We start from the raw sequence: 15965 nt of genomic DNA, 5'->3' as shown, positions 1-15965 counted from the left end.
AAACCGGTTTACCACTGGACCCAGGAGTCACGGGCATGCCTGAACGCGAGCGCGGCCGAAGGCTGACGATCGCCGACGTGGCAAAGCACGCGGGAGTGTCCAAAGGTGCCGTCTCGTTCGCCCTCAACGGTCGCCCCGGCGTCGCTCCGGCCACCCGCCAGCGCATCCTCGAGGTCGCCGAGGAGCTCGGCTGGACGCCCAGCCAGGCAGCTCGCGGACTCTCGGTCAAGCGGGCCTTCGCGCTGGGCCTCGTCATCGCCCGCGACCCGGTGCTCCTCGGGTCCGACCCGTTCTTCCCCGCCTTCATCGCCGGCGTCGAGACAGTCATGGCGGAACGGTCCCACTCCCTCGTCCTGCAGGTCGTCCGCGACGCCGAGGAAGAAGCCGAGGGCTACCGCCGCCTCGCGCGCGACCGCCGCGTCGACGGCGTGTTCCTCACCGACCTCCGCCGCAGAGACCCGCGGCTGAAGCTGCTCGACGACCTCGCCATCCCGGCCGTCACGCTGAACGTGCCCGACGAGGAGTCGCCGCACCCCGCGGCGAGGCTCGACCACGAGCCCGGCATCGCCCAGGCCGTCGACCACCTCGTCGCGCAAGGCCACACGAACCTCGCCCACGTCGCCGGACCGGAGGAGTACGTCCACGGCCACGGCCGGCGCGAGGCGTTCCAAAAGGCTCTCGAAAGGCACGGACTCCCACCAGGCCGCGTCGAGGCAGCCGACTTCACCGCAGCCGGCGGACGCGAAGCCACCCAGCGCCTCCTCAACACAACAGAAAGACCCACAGCGATCGTCTACGCCAACGACCTCATGGCCATCGCCGGCATGAACGTCGCCCAACAGCTCGGCATCGACGTGCCCGGCGAGCTCTCGGTGACCGGGTACGACGACACCGAGCTCGCCGCCCACATCCACCCGGGCCTCACCACCGTGCGGACGAACGTGTTCGCCTGGGGTCAGGTCGCCGCCCACATGCTCGTCTCCCTCGTCGAGGGGAACGTCGTCGCCGACGTCGAGCTCGAGCCGCCCGAGCTGGTCGTCCGAGGGTCGACCAGCACGCCAAGCACCCGGAAGGGGCAACGAACATGAGGCGCATCCTCGCCGCGGCGGTGGCCATCGCCGCACTGGCCAGCACCGTCGCCTGTGGCAACAACGGGGGCGAAGCGACGAGCGAGGCGAACCAGGCTCGAGGCCCGATCAAGGTCTGGTTCTCCAACAACAAGGAGGAGGTCGCGTGGGGCAAGCAGTTCGTCGAGTCCTGGAACGCCGACCACCCCAACGAGAAGGTCACCGCCCAGGAGATCCCCGCCGGCAAGAGCTCCGAAGAGGTCATCGGCGCCGCGATCACCGCGGGCAACGCTCCCTGCCTGATCTTCAACACCGCACCGGCGGCGGTTCCGCAGTTCCAGAAGCAGGGCGGCCTGGTCGCCCTCGACGACTTCGAGGGTGCGCGGCAGTACGTCGAGGAACGCACCGGTGAGAAGGCGAAGCAGTACGAGTCGCCCGACGGCAAGCTCTACCAGCTGACCTGGAAGTCCAACCCGGTCATGATCTTCTACAACAAGGCTCTCCTGAAGAAGGCCGGCGCCGACGAGGCGAACCTCGGTACGTACGAGGACTTCCTCGCGACAGCACGGAAGATCGTCAGCAGCAAGGCCGCGCCGTTCGCGATCTGGCCGGCTCCCAGCAACGAGTTCTATCAACCCTGGTTCGACTTCTACCCGCTGTTCGCCGCCGAGACCGGCGGCAAGCTGCTTGTCGAGGACGGCAAGGCGCAGTTCACCGACGACGCGGGCAAGGCGGTCGCGGACTTCTGGAGCAGCCTGTACAAGGAGAAGCTCGCCTCGCAGGAGAAGTACAACGGCGACGCGTTCGCCGACGGCAAGGCCGCGATGACGATCGCCGGACCGTGGGCGATCGCCTCCTACGGCGACAAGGTCGACTGGGGCGTCGTGCCCGTTCCGACCAAGACAGCCAAGCCCGCCGAGGAGATCTTCACGTTCTCCGACGCCAAGAACATCGCGATGTTCTCGGCCTGCGCCAACCGCGCCACCGCGTGGGACGTGCTGAAGGCCGCGACGAGCAAGGAGCAGGACGGCAAGCTGCTCGAGACGACCGGGCAGATGCCGATGCGGCAGGGACTGCCGGCTGCCTACCCCGACTACTTCGCCAAGAACAAGCCGTACGAGACGTTCGCCGCCCAGGCCGACCGCACGGTCGAGGTCCCGAACGTCGCGAACTCCATCGAGATCTGGCAGGCGTTCCGGGACGCATACTCCAAGTCGGTGATCTTCGGCCAGCAGGAGCCGGCGGCAGCCCTCGACGAGGCCGCGACCAAGATCGACGGCCTCGCCAAGCAGTGAGCCGTCCATGACGAGGCTCCTGGGCAAACAGCCGGTCGGCGCGCTGTTCGTCGCGCCGTACGTGATCTTCCTCGCGGCCGTCTTCGCCTTCCCGTTGGGCTTCGCGGTCTACATGTCGTTCCACGACTACTTCTTCGCCGCGCCGGGAGCGATCGTCGACCGGCCGTTCGTCGGCTTCGCCAACTACGCGGCGGTGCTCTCCGACGCGGCGGTGCGCCAGTCGTTCGTCAACATCGCCGTCTTCCTCGTCATCAACGTGCCATTGACGGTCGCGTTGTCGCTGGTCCTCGCGACAGCGCTCAACAAGGCCGTGCGGGCGAGGACGTTCTTCCGCGTCAGCTACTACGTCCCGTACATCACCGCGAGCGTCGCGGTCGTCGGCGTCTGGCTGTTCCTGTTCAACTCGAACGGTCTCGTCAACGCGATCCTCGGGCCGCTCGCCCCCGATCCGTCCTGGCTCGTCAACGAGACGTTGGCAATGCCGACCGTCGCGATCTACGTGACCTGGAAGCAGCTCGGCTTCTTCATCCTGCTCTATCTCGCCGCGCTGCAGAACGTGCCGAAGGAGCTGTACGAGTCCGCCGCGGTGGACGGCGCCGGAAGGTTCGGCACGTTCTGGGCCGTCACCATGCCCGGCGTCCGTCCGGCCACCACGCTCGTCGTGCTGCTCGCCACGGTCACCGGCGCCAACCTGTTCACCGAGCCGTACCTGCTCACCGGCGGCGGTGGGCCGGACGGTGCGTCCACCTCGCCGGTGCTGCTCATGTACCAACGCGGCATCGAGCAGGGCAACCCCGACGTCGCCTCCGCGATCGGCGTGATCCTGGTCGTCGGTGCGCTGCTCGTCGCTTTGATCCAGCGCCGCCTTCTGGAGAGGGACTGAGCGATGAGAACGGCGTCCAAGCCCATCCGCGTGCTGCAGTTCGTCGCCCTGCTGCTCGGTGCCGTCCTGTTCCTGTTCCCCTTCTACTACATGATCGTCGGCAGCCTGCAGGCCGAGCCGGAGTCGTCTCCGGCCGGCGCGTTCCCCGATCCCGGCAACATCACGTTCGGCAACTACCGCGAGATCCACGGCGCGATCGACCTGGTCTCGTCGCTGATCAACTCGGGCATCTTCACCGGCGGGGTCATCCTGGGCACGATCACGCTGGGCCTGTTGGCGGGATACGCCCTTGCCCGCTTGGAGTTCCGCGGTCGCGGTGCGGTCTTCAACACGATGCTGCTGATCCAGATCGTGCCGTTCCAGCTCCTGACCGTCCCGCTCTACGTGCTGATCGTCCGCGACTACGGGCTGGCCGACTCCTACCTCGGCATGATCCTCCCGTTCGCGATCAACTCCACCGCGGTCTTCGTGTTCCGGCAGTACTTCCTGCAGCTGCCTCGTGAGCTGTTCGAGGCGGCCCACATCGACGGTGCGAACGAGGTGCAGATCCTGCTCCGGATCGCCGTGCCGCTCGTCAAGCCGGCCTTGCTCACGGCGGTGCTGCTCACGTTCATCGGTCCGTGGAACGAGTTCCTCTGGCCGTTCCTCATCACCAAGGAAGCCGACATGCAGCCGCTCGCGGTCTCGTTGGCCAACTACATCTCGAACGTCTCGTCCCGCGCGGCCAACCCGTTCGGCGCGATCCTCGCGGGCTCCTGCGTGCTGGCCGCTCCGGCCGTCGCGCTCTTCGTCGCGCTCCAGCGGCATTTCGTGTCCACCAATCTCGGCAGCAGTGTGAAGGGCTGACTCTTGACGACCACGACCGGCACCGTCCCGTACACGCTCACCAGGCTCGGCGTCGTGATGACGCCCGATCCTGGCGAGGAGTTCGAGGCGGAGGGTGTGCTCAACCCGGCGAGCGGCCGGACTCCCGACGGCCGCCTGCACCTGCTGCCTCGGCTCGTCGCCACGGGCAACGTGTCGCGGGTCGGGCTCGCCGAGGTCGTCCTCGCCGACGGGGTGCCGGTCGGTGTCGAGCGGCGCGGAGTCGTGCTCGCACCCGACGAGGGCTGGGAACGCGGCCTCAACAACGCTGGCGTGGAGGATCCGCGGACGACCTGGGTCCCTGCGCTCGGCCTGCATGTGATGACGTACGTCGCGTTCGGCCCGCTCGGTCCGAAGCTCGCGCTCGCGGTGTCGGAAGACCTGGCGCACTGGCGGCGGCTCGGTCCGGTGCACTTCGGGTACGACCCGGCGCTCGACACCGACCTCAACCTTTTCCCCAACAAGGACGCGGTATTCTTCCCCGAGCCGGTCCCCGGCCCGGACGGCGAGCCGGCGTTCGCGATGCTGCACCGGCCGATGTGGGATCTCGGCTGGTTCCGGCCGGGGGAGGGCGTGCACCTGCCGGCGGGCGTCGAGGACGAGCGGCCCGGCATCTGGGTGTCGTACGTCCCGGTCGCCGAGGTGCAAGGCCGCCTTGACAGGCTCGTCCAGCTGAGCGGACACCGGCTGGTCGCGCTGTCCGTCTACGAGTACGAGGCGCTGAAGATCGGTGCCGGACCGCCGCCGATCCGAGTCGACGAGGGCTGGCTGCTGATCCACCACGGGGTCAGCGGCGACGCCGGCGAAGGCTGGGACCCGTCCGCCGCGAAGGTCCGGTACGGCGCGGGCGCGATGATCCTCGACGCGGCCGACGTCTCGCGCGTGCTCGCGCGGACGGCCGAACCGCTGCTCGTCCCGGAGACCGACGACGAGCGCGTCGGCACGGTGTCGAACGTGGTCTTCCCGACCGCGATCGAAGAAGTCAACGGGGTTCGATACGTGTTCTACGGCATGGCGGACGCGCGCATCGGCGTCGCCAGACTGGAGCGAGTATGAGGACCATCGTCCGCCTTCTCTGCCTGGCACTCCTCGCTGTCGGGCTGATCGCGACACCCGCGCAAGCCCAAGCCCCGTTGACGAGTCTCTCACACTTGAACTGGTTGCGCGACTCCGTCGCGCCGCCGGCGCAGGTCGGTCACACGACGTTCCGCCTCGCCCAGCAGCCCGAGCTCGGCATGCTCTGGACCTACGCCGACCGCCAGGCTGACGGAACCTACAAGCGGATCGGTGGCGGTACGTACGACGCGGCGACCGACACCTACGGTCAGGGCGCGTTCAACGCCGACGACGTGAGCCGCGCGGCCGTCGTCTACCTGCGGCACTGGCGGGCGACCGGCTCGAAGAGCAGCCGGGAGGCGGCGTACCAGCTGCTGCGCGGGCTCGGCTACCTGCAGACCTCGAGCGGACCCAACGCCGGCAACGTCGTGCTGTGGATGCAGCCGGACGGCACGCTCAACCCGAGCGCCGAGCCGGTCGAGCTGCCCGACCCGTCGGACAGCGCGGACTCGTACTGGCTGGCCCGCACGATCTGGGCGTTCGGCGAAGGGTACGCGGCGTTCGAACGGTCCGATCCGGCGTTCGCGGGCTTCCTCCGCGACCGGCTGCGGCTCGCGCTCGGTGCGGTCGAGCGGCAGGTGCTCGTCGACTACGGCCGGTACCTCGACATCGACGGGACCCGCGTGCCCGCGTGGTTGATCGCCGATGGTGCGGACGCGACCGGCGAAGCGTTGCTCGGCCTTTCGGCGTATCTCCAAGCCAGGAACGACGATCGCGCGCGGACTGTGCTCCGCAAGCTCGCCGCCGGCGTGGCCGGGATGCGGGCCGGCGACGCTCGGCAATGGCCGTTCGGCGCGGTGCTGCCGTGGGCGCTGTCGCGATCGGTGTGGCACGCCTGGGGCGGGCTGGCGCCGGCCGGACTGGTCGGCGCGTACGAGGCGGTCGGCGGGACGCGGCTGCGTGACGCCGCGCTGTCCGACGCGGCCTCGTTCACGCCCCACCTGCTCATCGCGGCAGGACCGCAGAACGGCTGGCTGCCCTCGCCGACCGACCAGGTGCAGATCGCGTACGGAGCGCAGTCGCGCGTCGAGACGCTGCTCGCCGCCGCGCGACACCGTCCAGCGCTGCGGGTCGTCGCGGGGATGAGCGCCGCCTGGTTCTTCGGCGCTAACCCGTCCGGCCAGCCGATGTACGACCCGTCGACCGGCCGCACGTACGACGGCGTCGAGGGCTCCGGCAACGTGAACCGCAACTCCGGCGCGGAGTCGACGATCCACGGCCTGCTCGCGATGCTCGCGCTGGACCGGGCGCCGGACGTGGCGGCCGTGGCGCGGACGGCGACCGTGGCCGAACGGACGACCTGGCGCCTGCACGAGGCCGAGGCGGCAGCGCGGTCCGGCGCGGCGGAGGCGTACGTGCCGCCGAGCGCGTGGACCGGCGAGTCGCTGTGGAGCGGCTCCGGCGTACGGCTCGCTCTCGGCGGCCGGCTGGACTTCGGCGCCGTGGCGACGGAACGGTCCCTGCTCCTGCCGGTGGTCGAGCTCGCGCCGGGTGCCGGGACGAGCAGGTGGTCCACCGGCAAGGTCGACCATGGTCGCATCGGGGGTCAGGGCGACTCGCCCGCGCCTGGTGCGTTGACGATGGTGACGCTCCCTCGCGTGATCGAGGCTGGCGAGCCGGTGTCGGCGGTCGGGCTGGACGGTACGGCCCTGGTCGACGCGGTCCTCGTCCAACCGGAGGTCGAACGACTCGTCCTCACCGGAGGAGGCCACAGCACGGCCCTGCTGCGCAGCTTCGCGTCGAGCAAGCGCGCGGCGACGATCGAGCTGCCCGGCTCGGGAACCGCCAAGGTGTGGGTGTTCGATCCGACGGGCCGGACGACGTCGGTGCGGACCGTCGACGGTCCGGCTGTGAAGGTGACACTGCCCGCGGGCGGCACGGCGGTGGTACGGCGCTGAGCTGGCCGGCGCTACCCGTTCCCGTTCTGCCTGGACAAGCCGCCCGGTAGGGTCGCCGTGCCGGATTCTCAGCTGACCAGGGAGGCACAGCCGTGGCGGATCAGCCCATGTCCACGTGGCCGCAGGTCCTGTCCGCGTTGCTCGCCCGCACCGACCTCGCGGTCGAGCAGGCGCAGTGGGCGATGGGCGAGATCCTCAGCGGCGAGGCCACGGGTGCCCAGATCGCCGGCTTCGTGATCGCGCTGCGGGCCAAGGGCGAGACCGTCACCGAGATGGACGGCTTCGTCCAGGCGATGTACGACCACGCCGTCACGATCACGGTCCCCGGCAAAGCGGTCGACGTCGTCGGTACGGGCGGCGACCGGGCTCACACGGTCAACATCTCCACGATGGCCGCGATCGTCGCCGCCGGCGCGGGCGCGAAGGTGGTCAAGCACGGCAACCGTTCGGCCTCCTCCCTGTGCGGCGCCGCCGACCTGCTGGAGGAGCTGGGCATCCCGCTCGACCTCGCGCCCGAACGAGTCGCCAGCCTCGCCGACGAGGTGGGCATCACGTTCTGCTTCGCCCCGCGGTTCCACTCCGCGCTCCGCCACGCCGCCCAGACCAGGCGCGAGCTCGGCGTTCCCACCCTGTTCAACTTCCTCGGCCCGCTCGCCAACCCGGCCCGTCCGCAGGCCCAGGCGGTCGGCGTCGCGGACAGCCGGATGGCTGGCATCCTCGCCGGCGTGTTCGCCGCCCGCGGTGTCGACGCGTTCGTGTTCCGCGGCGACGACGGCCTGGACGAGCTGACCACCGCGACCACCTCGCACGTGTGGGTCGTGCACGACGGAACGGTGCAGGAGGAGTCCGTCGACCCGGCGAAGCTCGGCATCGCGCCCTCCCCGGCCGACGCGCTCAGAGGCGGCGACGCGACGTTCAACGCCGACGTCTGCCGGCGGCTGCTGGCGGGGGAGCAGGGACCGGTACGCGACGCCGTCGTGCTCAACGCCGCCGCCGCGCTGGCCGTGCTCGACTACACCGACGACACCCTCGCCGACCGGTTGGCGAACGCGTTCGAGAGCGCCGAGCAGTCCATCGACACCGGGGCCGCCGCCACGCGTCTGGGGGACTGGATCGCCGCAGCTCAGCCGGTATAGTCAAGGGCGTGCTTGACCATCAGGCGTCGTGGGACCGGCTGTTCCACGCGCTGTCCGATCCGCACCGCCGGGCGATGGTCCAGCGCCTGACGCACGGGCCGGCCTCGGTCAGCGAGCTCGCCAAACCCCTTCCGATGTCGCTCGCCGCCGTCGTCCAGCACCTGCAGGTCCTGCAGGCCGCGGGACTGGTCCGGTCGGAGAAGGTCGGCCGGGTACGGACCTGCCAGCTCGACCCCCACGGCCTGCGCGCCGCCGAGGACTGGCTCAAGGACCAGCGCACGACCTGGGAGCGCCAACTCGACCGCCTCGGCGACCTGCTCGCCGAGGAGCAGTAGGAGGAGCACCGCGATGACCGTGCTGCACTCGACGTTCACGCTGGAGCGCACCTACCCGGCCCCGCCGCCCAGGGTGTTCGCCGCGTGGGCCGACCCGGTGTCGAAGGCGCGCTGGTTCGCCGGACCCGGCGCCGAGCACGCGCTGGACTTCCGCGTCGGCGGCCAGGAGCGGGTCGCCAAGGACGGCCTGCGGTTCGAGGCGACGTACGCCGACATCACCGCCGACGAACGCATCGTCTACTCCGGCACGATGTACGCCGCCGACCGGATCACCACGCTGTCGCTGACCACCGTGCAGTTCGAGAAGGCCGAGAGCGGCACCAAGCTCGTCCTCACCGAGCAGGGCACGTACCTCGACGGCCAGGAGCACCCCACCTGGCGCGAGCAGGGGACGGGCAGCTGGCTCGACGCGCTGGTGACCGAACTCCAAGCGAACTCTTAGCCCCCGTTCAGGCATCCGGTTTAGCCTGAGCGCCATGACGCAGACGCCTGCTGGCTGGTACCGCGATCCGTCGGGGCTGCCCGACGCGTACCGCTGGTGGGACGGCAGCCAATGGACGACCGGACTGACCACCACCGCCGACGCCCCGCCGCCCACGTCGGCCGCGCCCGTCCGGCCACCTGCCCAGCCGGCGCAGCAGGAAGAGCCAACCCAGCAACAGCCCACGCAGCCGCAACCGCCGCAGCCGTCGGTCCCGCCGCCGCCGGGAGCGCCCGGGCCCGGGTACGTTCCGCCGCCGCCCTGGGCCGTTCAGCAACGCGGCCCGCTGCCCGACGTCGTCGAGGTCGCGCCGAACGCGGCGCCGAACAAGCGCAAGGCGGTGATTGCCGCGATCGCGGTGGTTTGCGTCGCGCTGCTCGGTGCCGGCGGCTACTTCATCCTGACCAGTTCCGGCGAGCGGACCCCGTCCGCGGCGCCGTCCCCGCCGCAGGCCGGCGAGAACGAGTCGCCCGACTCCGACCCGCCGCCGCAGGGGGAGCCCGACCCGTCCGACCCTTCCGACCAGCCGACGGTCGAGCCGCCGGGCGAGGGCCAGCCCTCGCCGGACCCGACCGAGCAGGCGCCGGACCAGCCGCGCGTCACCTACACCGCGCCGGGCGGCAAGTGGTTCGACAACCCCCTCGCCGGCGAAGCCCTGCCGTTCGGCACGGCGCAGAACTTCGTGACCGAGAACAACTACCGGGGCGAGCAGGACTGGGTCGCGCTGATCAGCGCTGGCTACAGCCAGCCCGGCTGGTACGACGATGACGACCTGGCCGGAACGGCGAAGCGGGCGGCGGCCTGGTTCGCGGACACGAACTTCGGCGAGTTCCCGGTCGACCGCAAGCAGCTCTCGGCCAAGGCGGTGAAGGTCGACGGCCACGACGCGTACGAACTCAAGGAACGGTTCAGCTACACGATCGAGAACCTCAAGGCCAAGAGCGAGGACGTCACGATCGTGGTCGTCGACCTGGGCCTGACCGAGGCAGGCGGGGTGTTCCTCGCGTCGCTGCCGGACACGCACCCGGGGGAAGCGGCGACGGTCACGAAGGCCCGCAACTCGCTCCGGGTCGAGGAGTAAGCCCTACTCAGGCTGGCCGATGCTGAACGCGCTCTCCAGGTCGTGCTGGGAGTACGCCCGGAACGCGATGTGCGTCTCGGTCGCGAGCACGCCGTCGACCTTGTTCAGCTGGTCGGCGACGACCTCGGCGATCTCGTCGTGCTCGCGGACGCGGACGAGCGCGATCAGGTCGATGTCGCCGGTGACCGAGTAGACCTCGCTGACGCCCTGGAGGGCAGCGATCTCCTCGGCGACCTCGGGGATGCGGGCCACGTCCGCGGTGACGAAAACGATCGCAGTGATCATGCGGCCGACCCTAGCCGGACTTCCCGATGGACAGGGGCTTGCCCCCGGGTCGCGCGCGCCGCGAGACTTGCGGACGCATTCGTTCATGTCCGGCATGTCCGCCGAATATGGAGAAGCCATGACCGCGATCCGCGTCATCGTCGCCGCTCTCGTTCTCGCCTTCCCGACCGTCGCCCTCGCCGACCCGCCGGGCGCGTTGCCGGCCACCGCCGACGGGCTCGAGCAGACCTTCCAACCCGCGTTCGACTACGACACCGACGGCTGTTACCCCACGCCGGCGATCGGCCCGAACGGCACGCTCGCGCCCGGCCTCGACCTCGGCGGCGCGCCGAACGGGCAGTGCCGCGACTCGTGGGACCTCGACAACACCAACGGGTACGCGCGCTACAAGTGCAACAACGGCTGGTGCGCGATCATCTACGGCCTCTACTTCGAGAAGGACCAGGCCGGCGTCGGCCCGATCGTCGCCGGCCACCGGCACGACTGGGAGCACGTCGTCGTGTGGGTCCAGGACAACGAGGCGAAGTACGTCTCCACCTCCGAGCACGGCAACTTCGCCATCCACGACCGTTCCGCGATCCGCTGGGACGGCACCCATCCCAAGGTCGTCTACCACAAGGACGGCGTGAGCACGCACGCGTTCCGCGCGGCGAACGCCAACGACGAACCGCCGGAGAATCATAAACACACGTGGCAGTTCCCGGACCTCGTGGGCTGGAACGGCTACCCGCCCGGGATCCGCGACGCGCTGTCCTCGGCCAGCTTCGGCGACGCGGTCTTCGGCCTGCCGGACGGCCGCTTCGAGTCCCATCTGGCCAAGGCGAAGCCGGCCGCGATCCCGTTCGACCCCAACGGCTAGTAGGGGCGGTAGCGCCACTGGGGAGCCGGCGGTGGCGGCGGAGGTTGCCGCCGGCCGAACAGGAACGCGCCCGCCAGGCCGGCGACGAAGCCGGCGACGTGCGCCATATACGCCACGCCGGCGCCGTCGGCCATGGTCATGCCGGTCGTGTAGAACCACTGCAGCAGGAACCAGCCGCCGAGCACGATCCATGCCGGCAGCCGGATCGGGATGAAGAACAGGAACGGCACCAGGCTGGTGACCTTCGCCCGCGGATACATCACCAGGTACGCGCCGAGCACGCCGGCGATCGCGCCCGAAGCGCCGACCAGTGTCGTCGTCGACCCCGCGAAGGCGAACGCGTAGGCGTACGTGGCGATGAACCCGCAGACCAGGTAGAAGACCAGATAGCCGAGTCGCCCGAGCCGGTCCTCGACGTTGTTGCCGAACACCCACAGGAACAGCAGGTTGCCGATCAGGTGTAGCCATCCACCGTGCAGGAACATCGCGGTGAGCGCCGACAGGGCGGGGATCTTGGTGTAGTCCGGCTGGACGAGCGCGCAGCCGATCTGCCCGTCCTGGGTACGCACCGGGCCGCCCACCGCGCGGTCGAGCGACTCGTTCGTCGTCAGCTCGGCGGGGATCGCAGCCCACTCGTAGAAGAACCGCTGGATCCCGCACTCCTCGGCGACCGTGGTGCCGTTGAGCGTCGCGAGTCCGATCGGCGAGATCAGGAACACGACGATGTTGATCGCGATCAGCGCGTACGTGACGTACCCGGGACGTCGGGTCGGGTTCGCGTCGTGCACCGGGATGACCACGGCGGCTCCCTCCCTACGGTTGGGGCTGTGCTCGCACGGGCTGGTGGATCGGCCGCAGGCCCCGGCGATCCTCGGAGGATACGGCGCCTTCCTGTGCCTTCAACGTCGAGTCCAGCCACGACGACTGCCCCTGCGCTCCGGACGTCGGGCAGGTCCACTCGCCCTCGACCTCGACGAGCCGGATGCCCGGCTGCTCGAGCCAGGCGAGGATGCGTTCGGTCTCCTCGGCGGTGGCCGCGGGCGTCGGCGGAGGAGGCGGCTCGACCACCTCGGCGTCGGTGAGCAGCAGGTCGATCGTCGGCTGCGGATGAGCGCCGGCGGGGGAGACCGCGGCGCCGGCGAGCCGCCCGTACCGGACCAGGTGCAGCTCCCAGCCGCCCTCGTCCGAGCGCTTCGCGGCGAGGATCTGCGGGCAGCGGGCGAGGGCCGCGATGCGTTGCGTACGGGCAGTCGCGCGGACGAACGCGGCCATCCGGTCGCGATGCCGGCTGGCCTCCTCGTACCGCTCGAGCGCTGCGTACGAACGGATCCGCTTGACCATCGCGTCAACCACGGGTTGCGGGTCGTTCTCGATCGCCGCCTTGGCCTGCGCGACGTGCTCGGCGTACGCCTCGGTGTCGATCGCGCCGACGCACGGCGCGTCGCAGCGGCCGAGCTCGTACAGCACGCACGCGTTGGCGCCCTGCTTGGGAATGCGGCCGAGCTTCTGCGTGCACTGGCGGATCGGGAACGCCTCGTGCAGCGCGGCGACCGCCTTCTCTGCGACCTTGCGTGAGCCGAACGGGCCGAGGTACGTGGCGTCGTCGCGGCGTACCTCCTTGACCAGCGACACGCGGGGGAACGGCTCGACGGTCAGTTTGACCCAGGTGACGCGCTCGGGGAACCGCGAGCGCCGGTTGTACCGTGGCTTGGTCGCGGCGATGAGGCGCAGCTCGCGGACCTCGGCCTCGAGCGGCGTCGTGCACTCGATCGCCTTGACCTGGGTGGCGAGGCCGACCATCTCGCCCATCCGCGAGCGAGTCTCGGACGCGGTGAAGTACGTGCGGACCCGCGTGCGCAGGTCTTTGGACTTGCCGACGTACAGGGTGCGGCCGCGGTCGTCGCTGAAGATGTAGACACCGGGCGCATGCGGCAGCTTCTCGGCGAGGTGGCGCTTGCGTCGTTGCTGTGGGGAGACCCGGCTGGTGAACGTCGCGAGCTCTTCGAGGGTCTGAACGCCCAACGGGCCAAGGCGTTCGAGTAGTCCGTGCAGCACGTCAACGGTGGCTTGCGCGTCGGCGAGGGCGCGGTGGACGGGCTTGACGCGAGTGTGGAAGACGGTGGCGAGCGTGGAGAGCTTGCAGTTGGGGGCGTCGTCCCTGGTGAGGACTCGGCGGGCGAGCAGGGCGGTGTCGACGACGTGGAAGCTCGGCCAGTGGTAGCCGTGCTGCAGCGCCGCCGTACGCAGGAACCCGACGTCGAACGGCGCGTTGTGGGCGACGATCACGCAGCCCTCCGCGAACTCGAGGAACGCGGGCAGCACGGCCTTGATGTTCGGCGCGCTCGCGACCATGCCGTCGGTGATGCCGGTGAGCACGGCGATGAACGGGGGGATGACCGTGCCCGGGTTGACGAGTGTCTGGAACTCGCCGAGCCACTCGCCGGCACGTACCTTCACCGCGCCGACTTCGGTGATCGACTCGCTGGCGTGACTGCCGCCGGTGGTCTCGAGGTCGACGACGCAGAACGTCACGTCGCGCAGGGGCGTGCCGAGCTCGTCGAAGGCGGCCTGCACGTAACCGGCACCGGGTGCGCTCGGAGCGCTCGGAGCGGGAAGTGCGTGCGCCGTCATGTCCCAAGACGCTAGAGGCGCCCACCGACAATGCCTTGGACGGCGCGCCGTCGATGCCTTACTCGGACGCTTGACAAGAAATCTTGTCAATGGTTACGTGAGGACATGACCTTGCTGACGAACAAGAACGCGATCATCTACGGAGCCGGCGGTGCCATCGGTGCGGCGGTGTCGGAGGAGTTCGCGCGCGAGGGGGCGCGCGTGCATCTCGTCGGACGGCGGTTGTCGACCGTCGAGCCGGTGGCTTCGCGCATCACGGCCGCCGGTGGCCTCGCGGAGGTCGCCGAGGTGGACGCCCTAGACGAGTCCGCGGTGCGCTTGCATGCGGACGAGGTGGCGTCGCGCTTCGGGACCGTCGACGTCTCGTTCTCCCTGGTGTCGGTGGGCGACGTGCAGGGAACGCCGATCGTGGAGATGTCGCTGCGGGACTTCGAGCGACCTGTGCACAACCAGGTCCGCTCGCTGTTCACGACAGCGAAGGCCGCGGCTCCGCACATGATCCGGCAGCGGTCGGGCGTGATCCTGACGTTCGGCGGACTCGGGGATCCCCTGCGGGACTACCACATCGGCGGCTTCGTGGTCGGCCTCGGCGCCGCCGAGACCATGCGCCGGCAGCTCGCGGCCGAGCTCGGCAAGCACGGCGTACGTGTCGTCGGCATCACCACGGGCGGCCTTCCGGAGACGTTGCCGGACGCGTTCGAGGGTGCCGCTGAGATCAAGGAGTCGCTGCACGAGGCGACGATGACCGGCCGCGCGGCGGAGCTGTCCGACGTCGCCGCGATCGCGGCGTTCGCGGCTTCGGACAAGGCGCGTACGGTCACCGCGTCGACGATCAACATGACCGCCGGCGCGATCGTCAACTAGCCGGGCGTCTCCACTTTTCCGGAGGCGAGCGACCGTTCGATCGCGCAGATCACCTCGGTCACCAGGACACCTTCGTCGAGGGACGGGCTCAGGTCGGCGCCGGTCTCGAGCTGCCGAACGAAGTGCCGCGCCATCCACACCGGCGCGCCGATCAGCTCGCCGGGAACGGTGCCGCCGACCGGCCACAGCGAGCGCTGCTGGTCGGTCGCCAGCACCAACCCCTGGTGGCCGAGGTCGCCGCGTACCGAACCGTTCGATCCGATCACCTGGAACGTGAAGTCGACGATCCCGTCCATCGACTCCGGCAGGATCCACGCCGAGGTGAGATTGGCGGTCGAGCCGTTCTCGAACGTGATCAGGGCGTGGACGACGTCCCAGGTGTCGACGCCGCGCTCTTGGAGCAGGCCGCGCGAGCCGCTCGCGTAGACGCTCGCCGGCCTTGATCCGGCGAGCCAGATCGCGAGGTCTGTCGTGTGCGGCATCAGGAACCAGGCGGGGGAGGACTTCGCGGCCCAGGAGAGCATCTTTGTGGGCACGAAGTACGTGTTCGACAACGTGTAGTTCTGCGAGGTGACCGCGCCGAGCTCGCCTTTGTGGACGGCTTCACCGACGCGGACGAGGTGCGGGTTCCACCGATTTTCGAAGCCGACCATGCAGCGCACGCCCGTTGCTCGTACGGCGTCGCGGATGGCGTACGCGTCAGCCAGGCTCGTCGCGACCGGCTTCTCCAACAACAGCGCGCACCCCGCGTTGGCCGCCGCGACGGCCGCGTCCTTGTGGGCGAAGTCGGGGGTCGCGACGATCACCGCGTCGGGGCTTTCGTTCAGCAGCTCGTCGTGGCTCGGGTGGACCGTGAGCCCGGTCGCCTCCCTCGCCTCACGGGCGACGCGTTCGGACGAGTCCGCCAGCCCCACGACCTCGACGCCTTGCACGCCGGCCAACGCCTGGGCGAACAGCCGGCCACGAATCCCAGCTCCGACAATCCCCACTCGCGGCATGACGTCCCATCCTCCCTCGCCGTGATCATGTACGTGATCATGAAGCCATACCAGCCGTATACGCCAGTTGGTCTTCATGATCACGTACATGATCACGGGGCTGGCGGGACCGTTTCGAATGAGGGCGTCCCTGTAGCGATCTATTCGATAGAGGGCGTCCCTGATTCGAAAC

The 15965-nt window shown here is 69.8% G+C and carries 16 protein-coding genes; 12 read left to right on the top strand and 4 right to left on the bottom strand.

The window, feature by feature from the left end; all coding sequences use genetic code 11:
• The first annotated feature begins 35 nt into the window (after positions 1–35).
• The 10 genes from JOD67_RS26640 to JOD67_RS26595 all read left to right on the top strand — a co-directional run bounded on the left by JOD67_RS26640 (position 36) and on the right by JOD67_RS26595 (position 10156).
• Positions 36–1088: a LacI family DNA-binding transcriptional regulator gene (locus tag JOD67_RS26640; protein ID WP_205120438.1), complete on the top strand. Its 1053-nt coding sequence runs from the start codon at positions 36–38 to the stop codon at positions 1086–1088.
• Positions 1085–2362: an extracellular solute-binding protein gene (locus JOD67_RS26635; RefSeq protein ID WP_205120437.1), complete on the top strand. Its 1278-nt coding sequence runs from the start codon at positions 1085–1087 to the stop codon at positions 2360–2362. The genes JOD67_RS26640 and JOD67_RS26635 overlap by 4 nt, the downstream gene beginning before the upstream one ends.
• Positions 2363–2369: 7 nt before the next feature.
• Entirely contained in the window at positions 2370–3245 is an 876-nt protein-coding gene (locus tag JOD67_RS26630) for a carbohydrate ABC transporter permease (protein ID WP_205120436.1), read from the top strand.
• Positions 3246–3248: 3 nt separating this feature from the next.
• The gene (locus JOD67_RS26625; protein ID WP_239554068.1) at positions 3249–4091 is read left to right on the top strand and encodes a carbohydrate ABC transporter permease; all 843 of its coding nucleotides are present in this window, start codon (positions 3249–3251) and stop codon (positions 4089–4091) included.
• Positions 4092–4094: 3 nt separating this feature from the next.
• On the top strand, positions 4095–5165 hold the full coding sequence (locus JOD67_RS26620; protein WP_239554066.1) for a glycoside hydrolase family 130 protein: 1071 nt from the start codon (positions 4095–4097) through the stop codon (positions 5163–5165).
• On the top strand, positions 5162–7123 hold the full coding sequence (locus JOD67_RS26615; protein WP_205120435.1) for a hypothetical protein: 1962 nt from the start codon (positions 5162–5164) through the stop codon (positions 7121–7123). Before JOD67_RS26620 ends, JOD67_RS26615 begins: the two co-directional genes overlap by 4 nt.
• 107 nt (positions 7124–7230) lie before the next feature.
• Positions 7231–8259 (top strand): anthranilate phosphoribosyltransferase, encoded by a 1029-nt coding sequence (trpD, locus tag JOD67_RS26610; RefSeq protein WP_205120434.1) that lies wholly within the window; start codon positions 7231–7233, stop codon positions 8257–8259.
• 8 nt (positions 8260–8267) lie between these two features.
• Positions 8268–8594: an ArsR/SmtB family transcription factor gene (locus JOD67_RS26605; protein ID WP_205120433.1), complete on the top strand. Its 327-nt coding sequence runs from the start codon at positions 8268–8270 to the stop codon at positions 8592–8594.
• A gap of 13 nt (positions 8595–8607) precedes the next feature.
• Complete coding sequence (locus tag JOD67_RS26600; RefSeq protein WP_205120432.1) at positions 8608–9036, top strand: SRPBCC family protein; 429 nt, start codon at positions 8608–8610, stop codon at positions 9034–9036.
• A 34-nt stretch (positions 9037–9070) separates the two neighbouring features.
• Complete coding sequence (locus JOD67_RS26595; RefSeq protein WP_205120431.1) at positions 9071–10156, top strand: DUF2510 domain-containing protein; 1086 nt, start codon at positions 9071–9073, stop codon at positions 10154–10156.
• A 3-nt stretch (positions 10157–10159) separates the two neighbouring features.
• On the opposite strand, the gene JOD67_RS26590 is transcribed toward JOD67_RS26595, so the two are convergent.
• A complete protein-coding gene (locus JOD67_RS26590; protein WP_205120430.1) occupies positions 10160–10441 on the bottom strand; it encodes an Lrp/AsnC family transcriptional regulator in 282 nt (93 codons plus the stop codon).
• 118 nt (positions 10442–10559) lie between these two features.
• On the opposite strand from JOD67_RS26590, the gene JOD67_RS26585 reads away from it, so the two are divergent.
• A complete protein-coding gene (locus tag JOD67_RS26585) occupies positions 10560–11300 on the top strand; it encodes an NPP1 family protein (RefSeq protein WP_239554064.1) in 741 nt (246 codons plus the stop codon).
• On the opposite strand, the gene JOD67_RS42085 is transcribed toward JOD67_RS26585, so the two are convergent.
• Both JOD67_RS42085 and JOD67_RS26575 read right to left on the bottom strand, forming a co-directional pair.
• On the bottom strand, positions 11297–12100 hold the full coding sequence (locus tag JOD67_RS42085; RefSeq protein ID WP_205120428.1) for a rhomboid family intramembrane serine protease: 804 nt from the start codon (positions 12098–12100) through the stop codon (positions 11297–11299). The genes JOD67_RS26585 and JOD67_RS42085 overlap by 4 nt on opposite strands.
• A 13-nt stretch (positions 12101–12113) precedes the next feature.
• Positions 12114–13931 carry a DEDD exonuclease domain-containing protein gene (locus JOD67_RS26575; protein ID WP_205120427.1) on the bottom strand — a complete coding sequence of 606 codons (1818 nt, stop codon included), beginning with the start codon at positions 13929–13931 and terminating at the stop codon, positions 12114–12116.
• Positions 13932–14036: 105 nt separating this feature from the next.
• On the opposite strand from JOD67_RS26575, the gene JOD67_RS26570 reads away from it, so the two are divergent.
• Entirely contained in the window at positions 14037–14795 is a 759-nt protein-coding gene (locus JOD67_RS26570; RefSeq protein ID WP_205120426.1) for an SDR family NAD(P)-dependent oxidoreductase, read from the top strand.
• Here JOD67_RS26570 and JOD67_RS26565 read toward each other — a convergent pair.
• Positions 14792–15793, bottom strand: a complete 1002-nt coding sequence (locus JOD67_RS26565) for a Gfo/Idh/MocA family protein (RefSeq protein WP_205120425.1) — start codon at positions 15791–15793, stop codon at positions 14792–14794. The genes JOD67_RS26570 and JOD67_RS26565 overlap by 4 nt on opposite strands.
• Positions 15794–15965: the final 172 nt, after the last annotated feature.

The organism is Tenggerimyces flavus, from assembly GCF_016907715.1.
GTDB lineage: Bacteria > Actinomycetota > Actinomycetes > Propionibacteriales > Actinopolymorphaceae > Tenggerimyces > Tenggerimyces flavus.
Note: the sequence above shows the minus strand (reverse complement) of the source record. Positions and strands in the feature narration are given on the sequence as shown.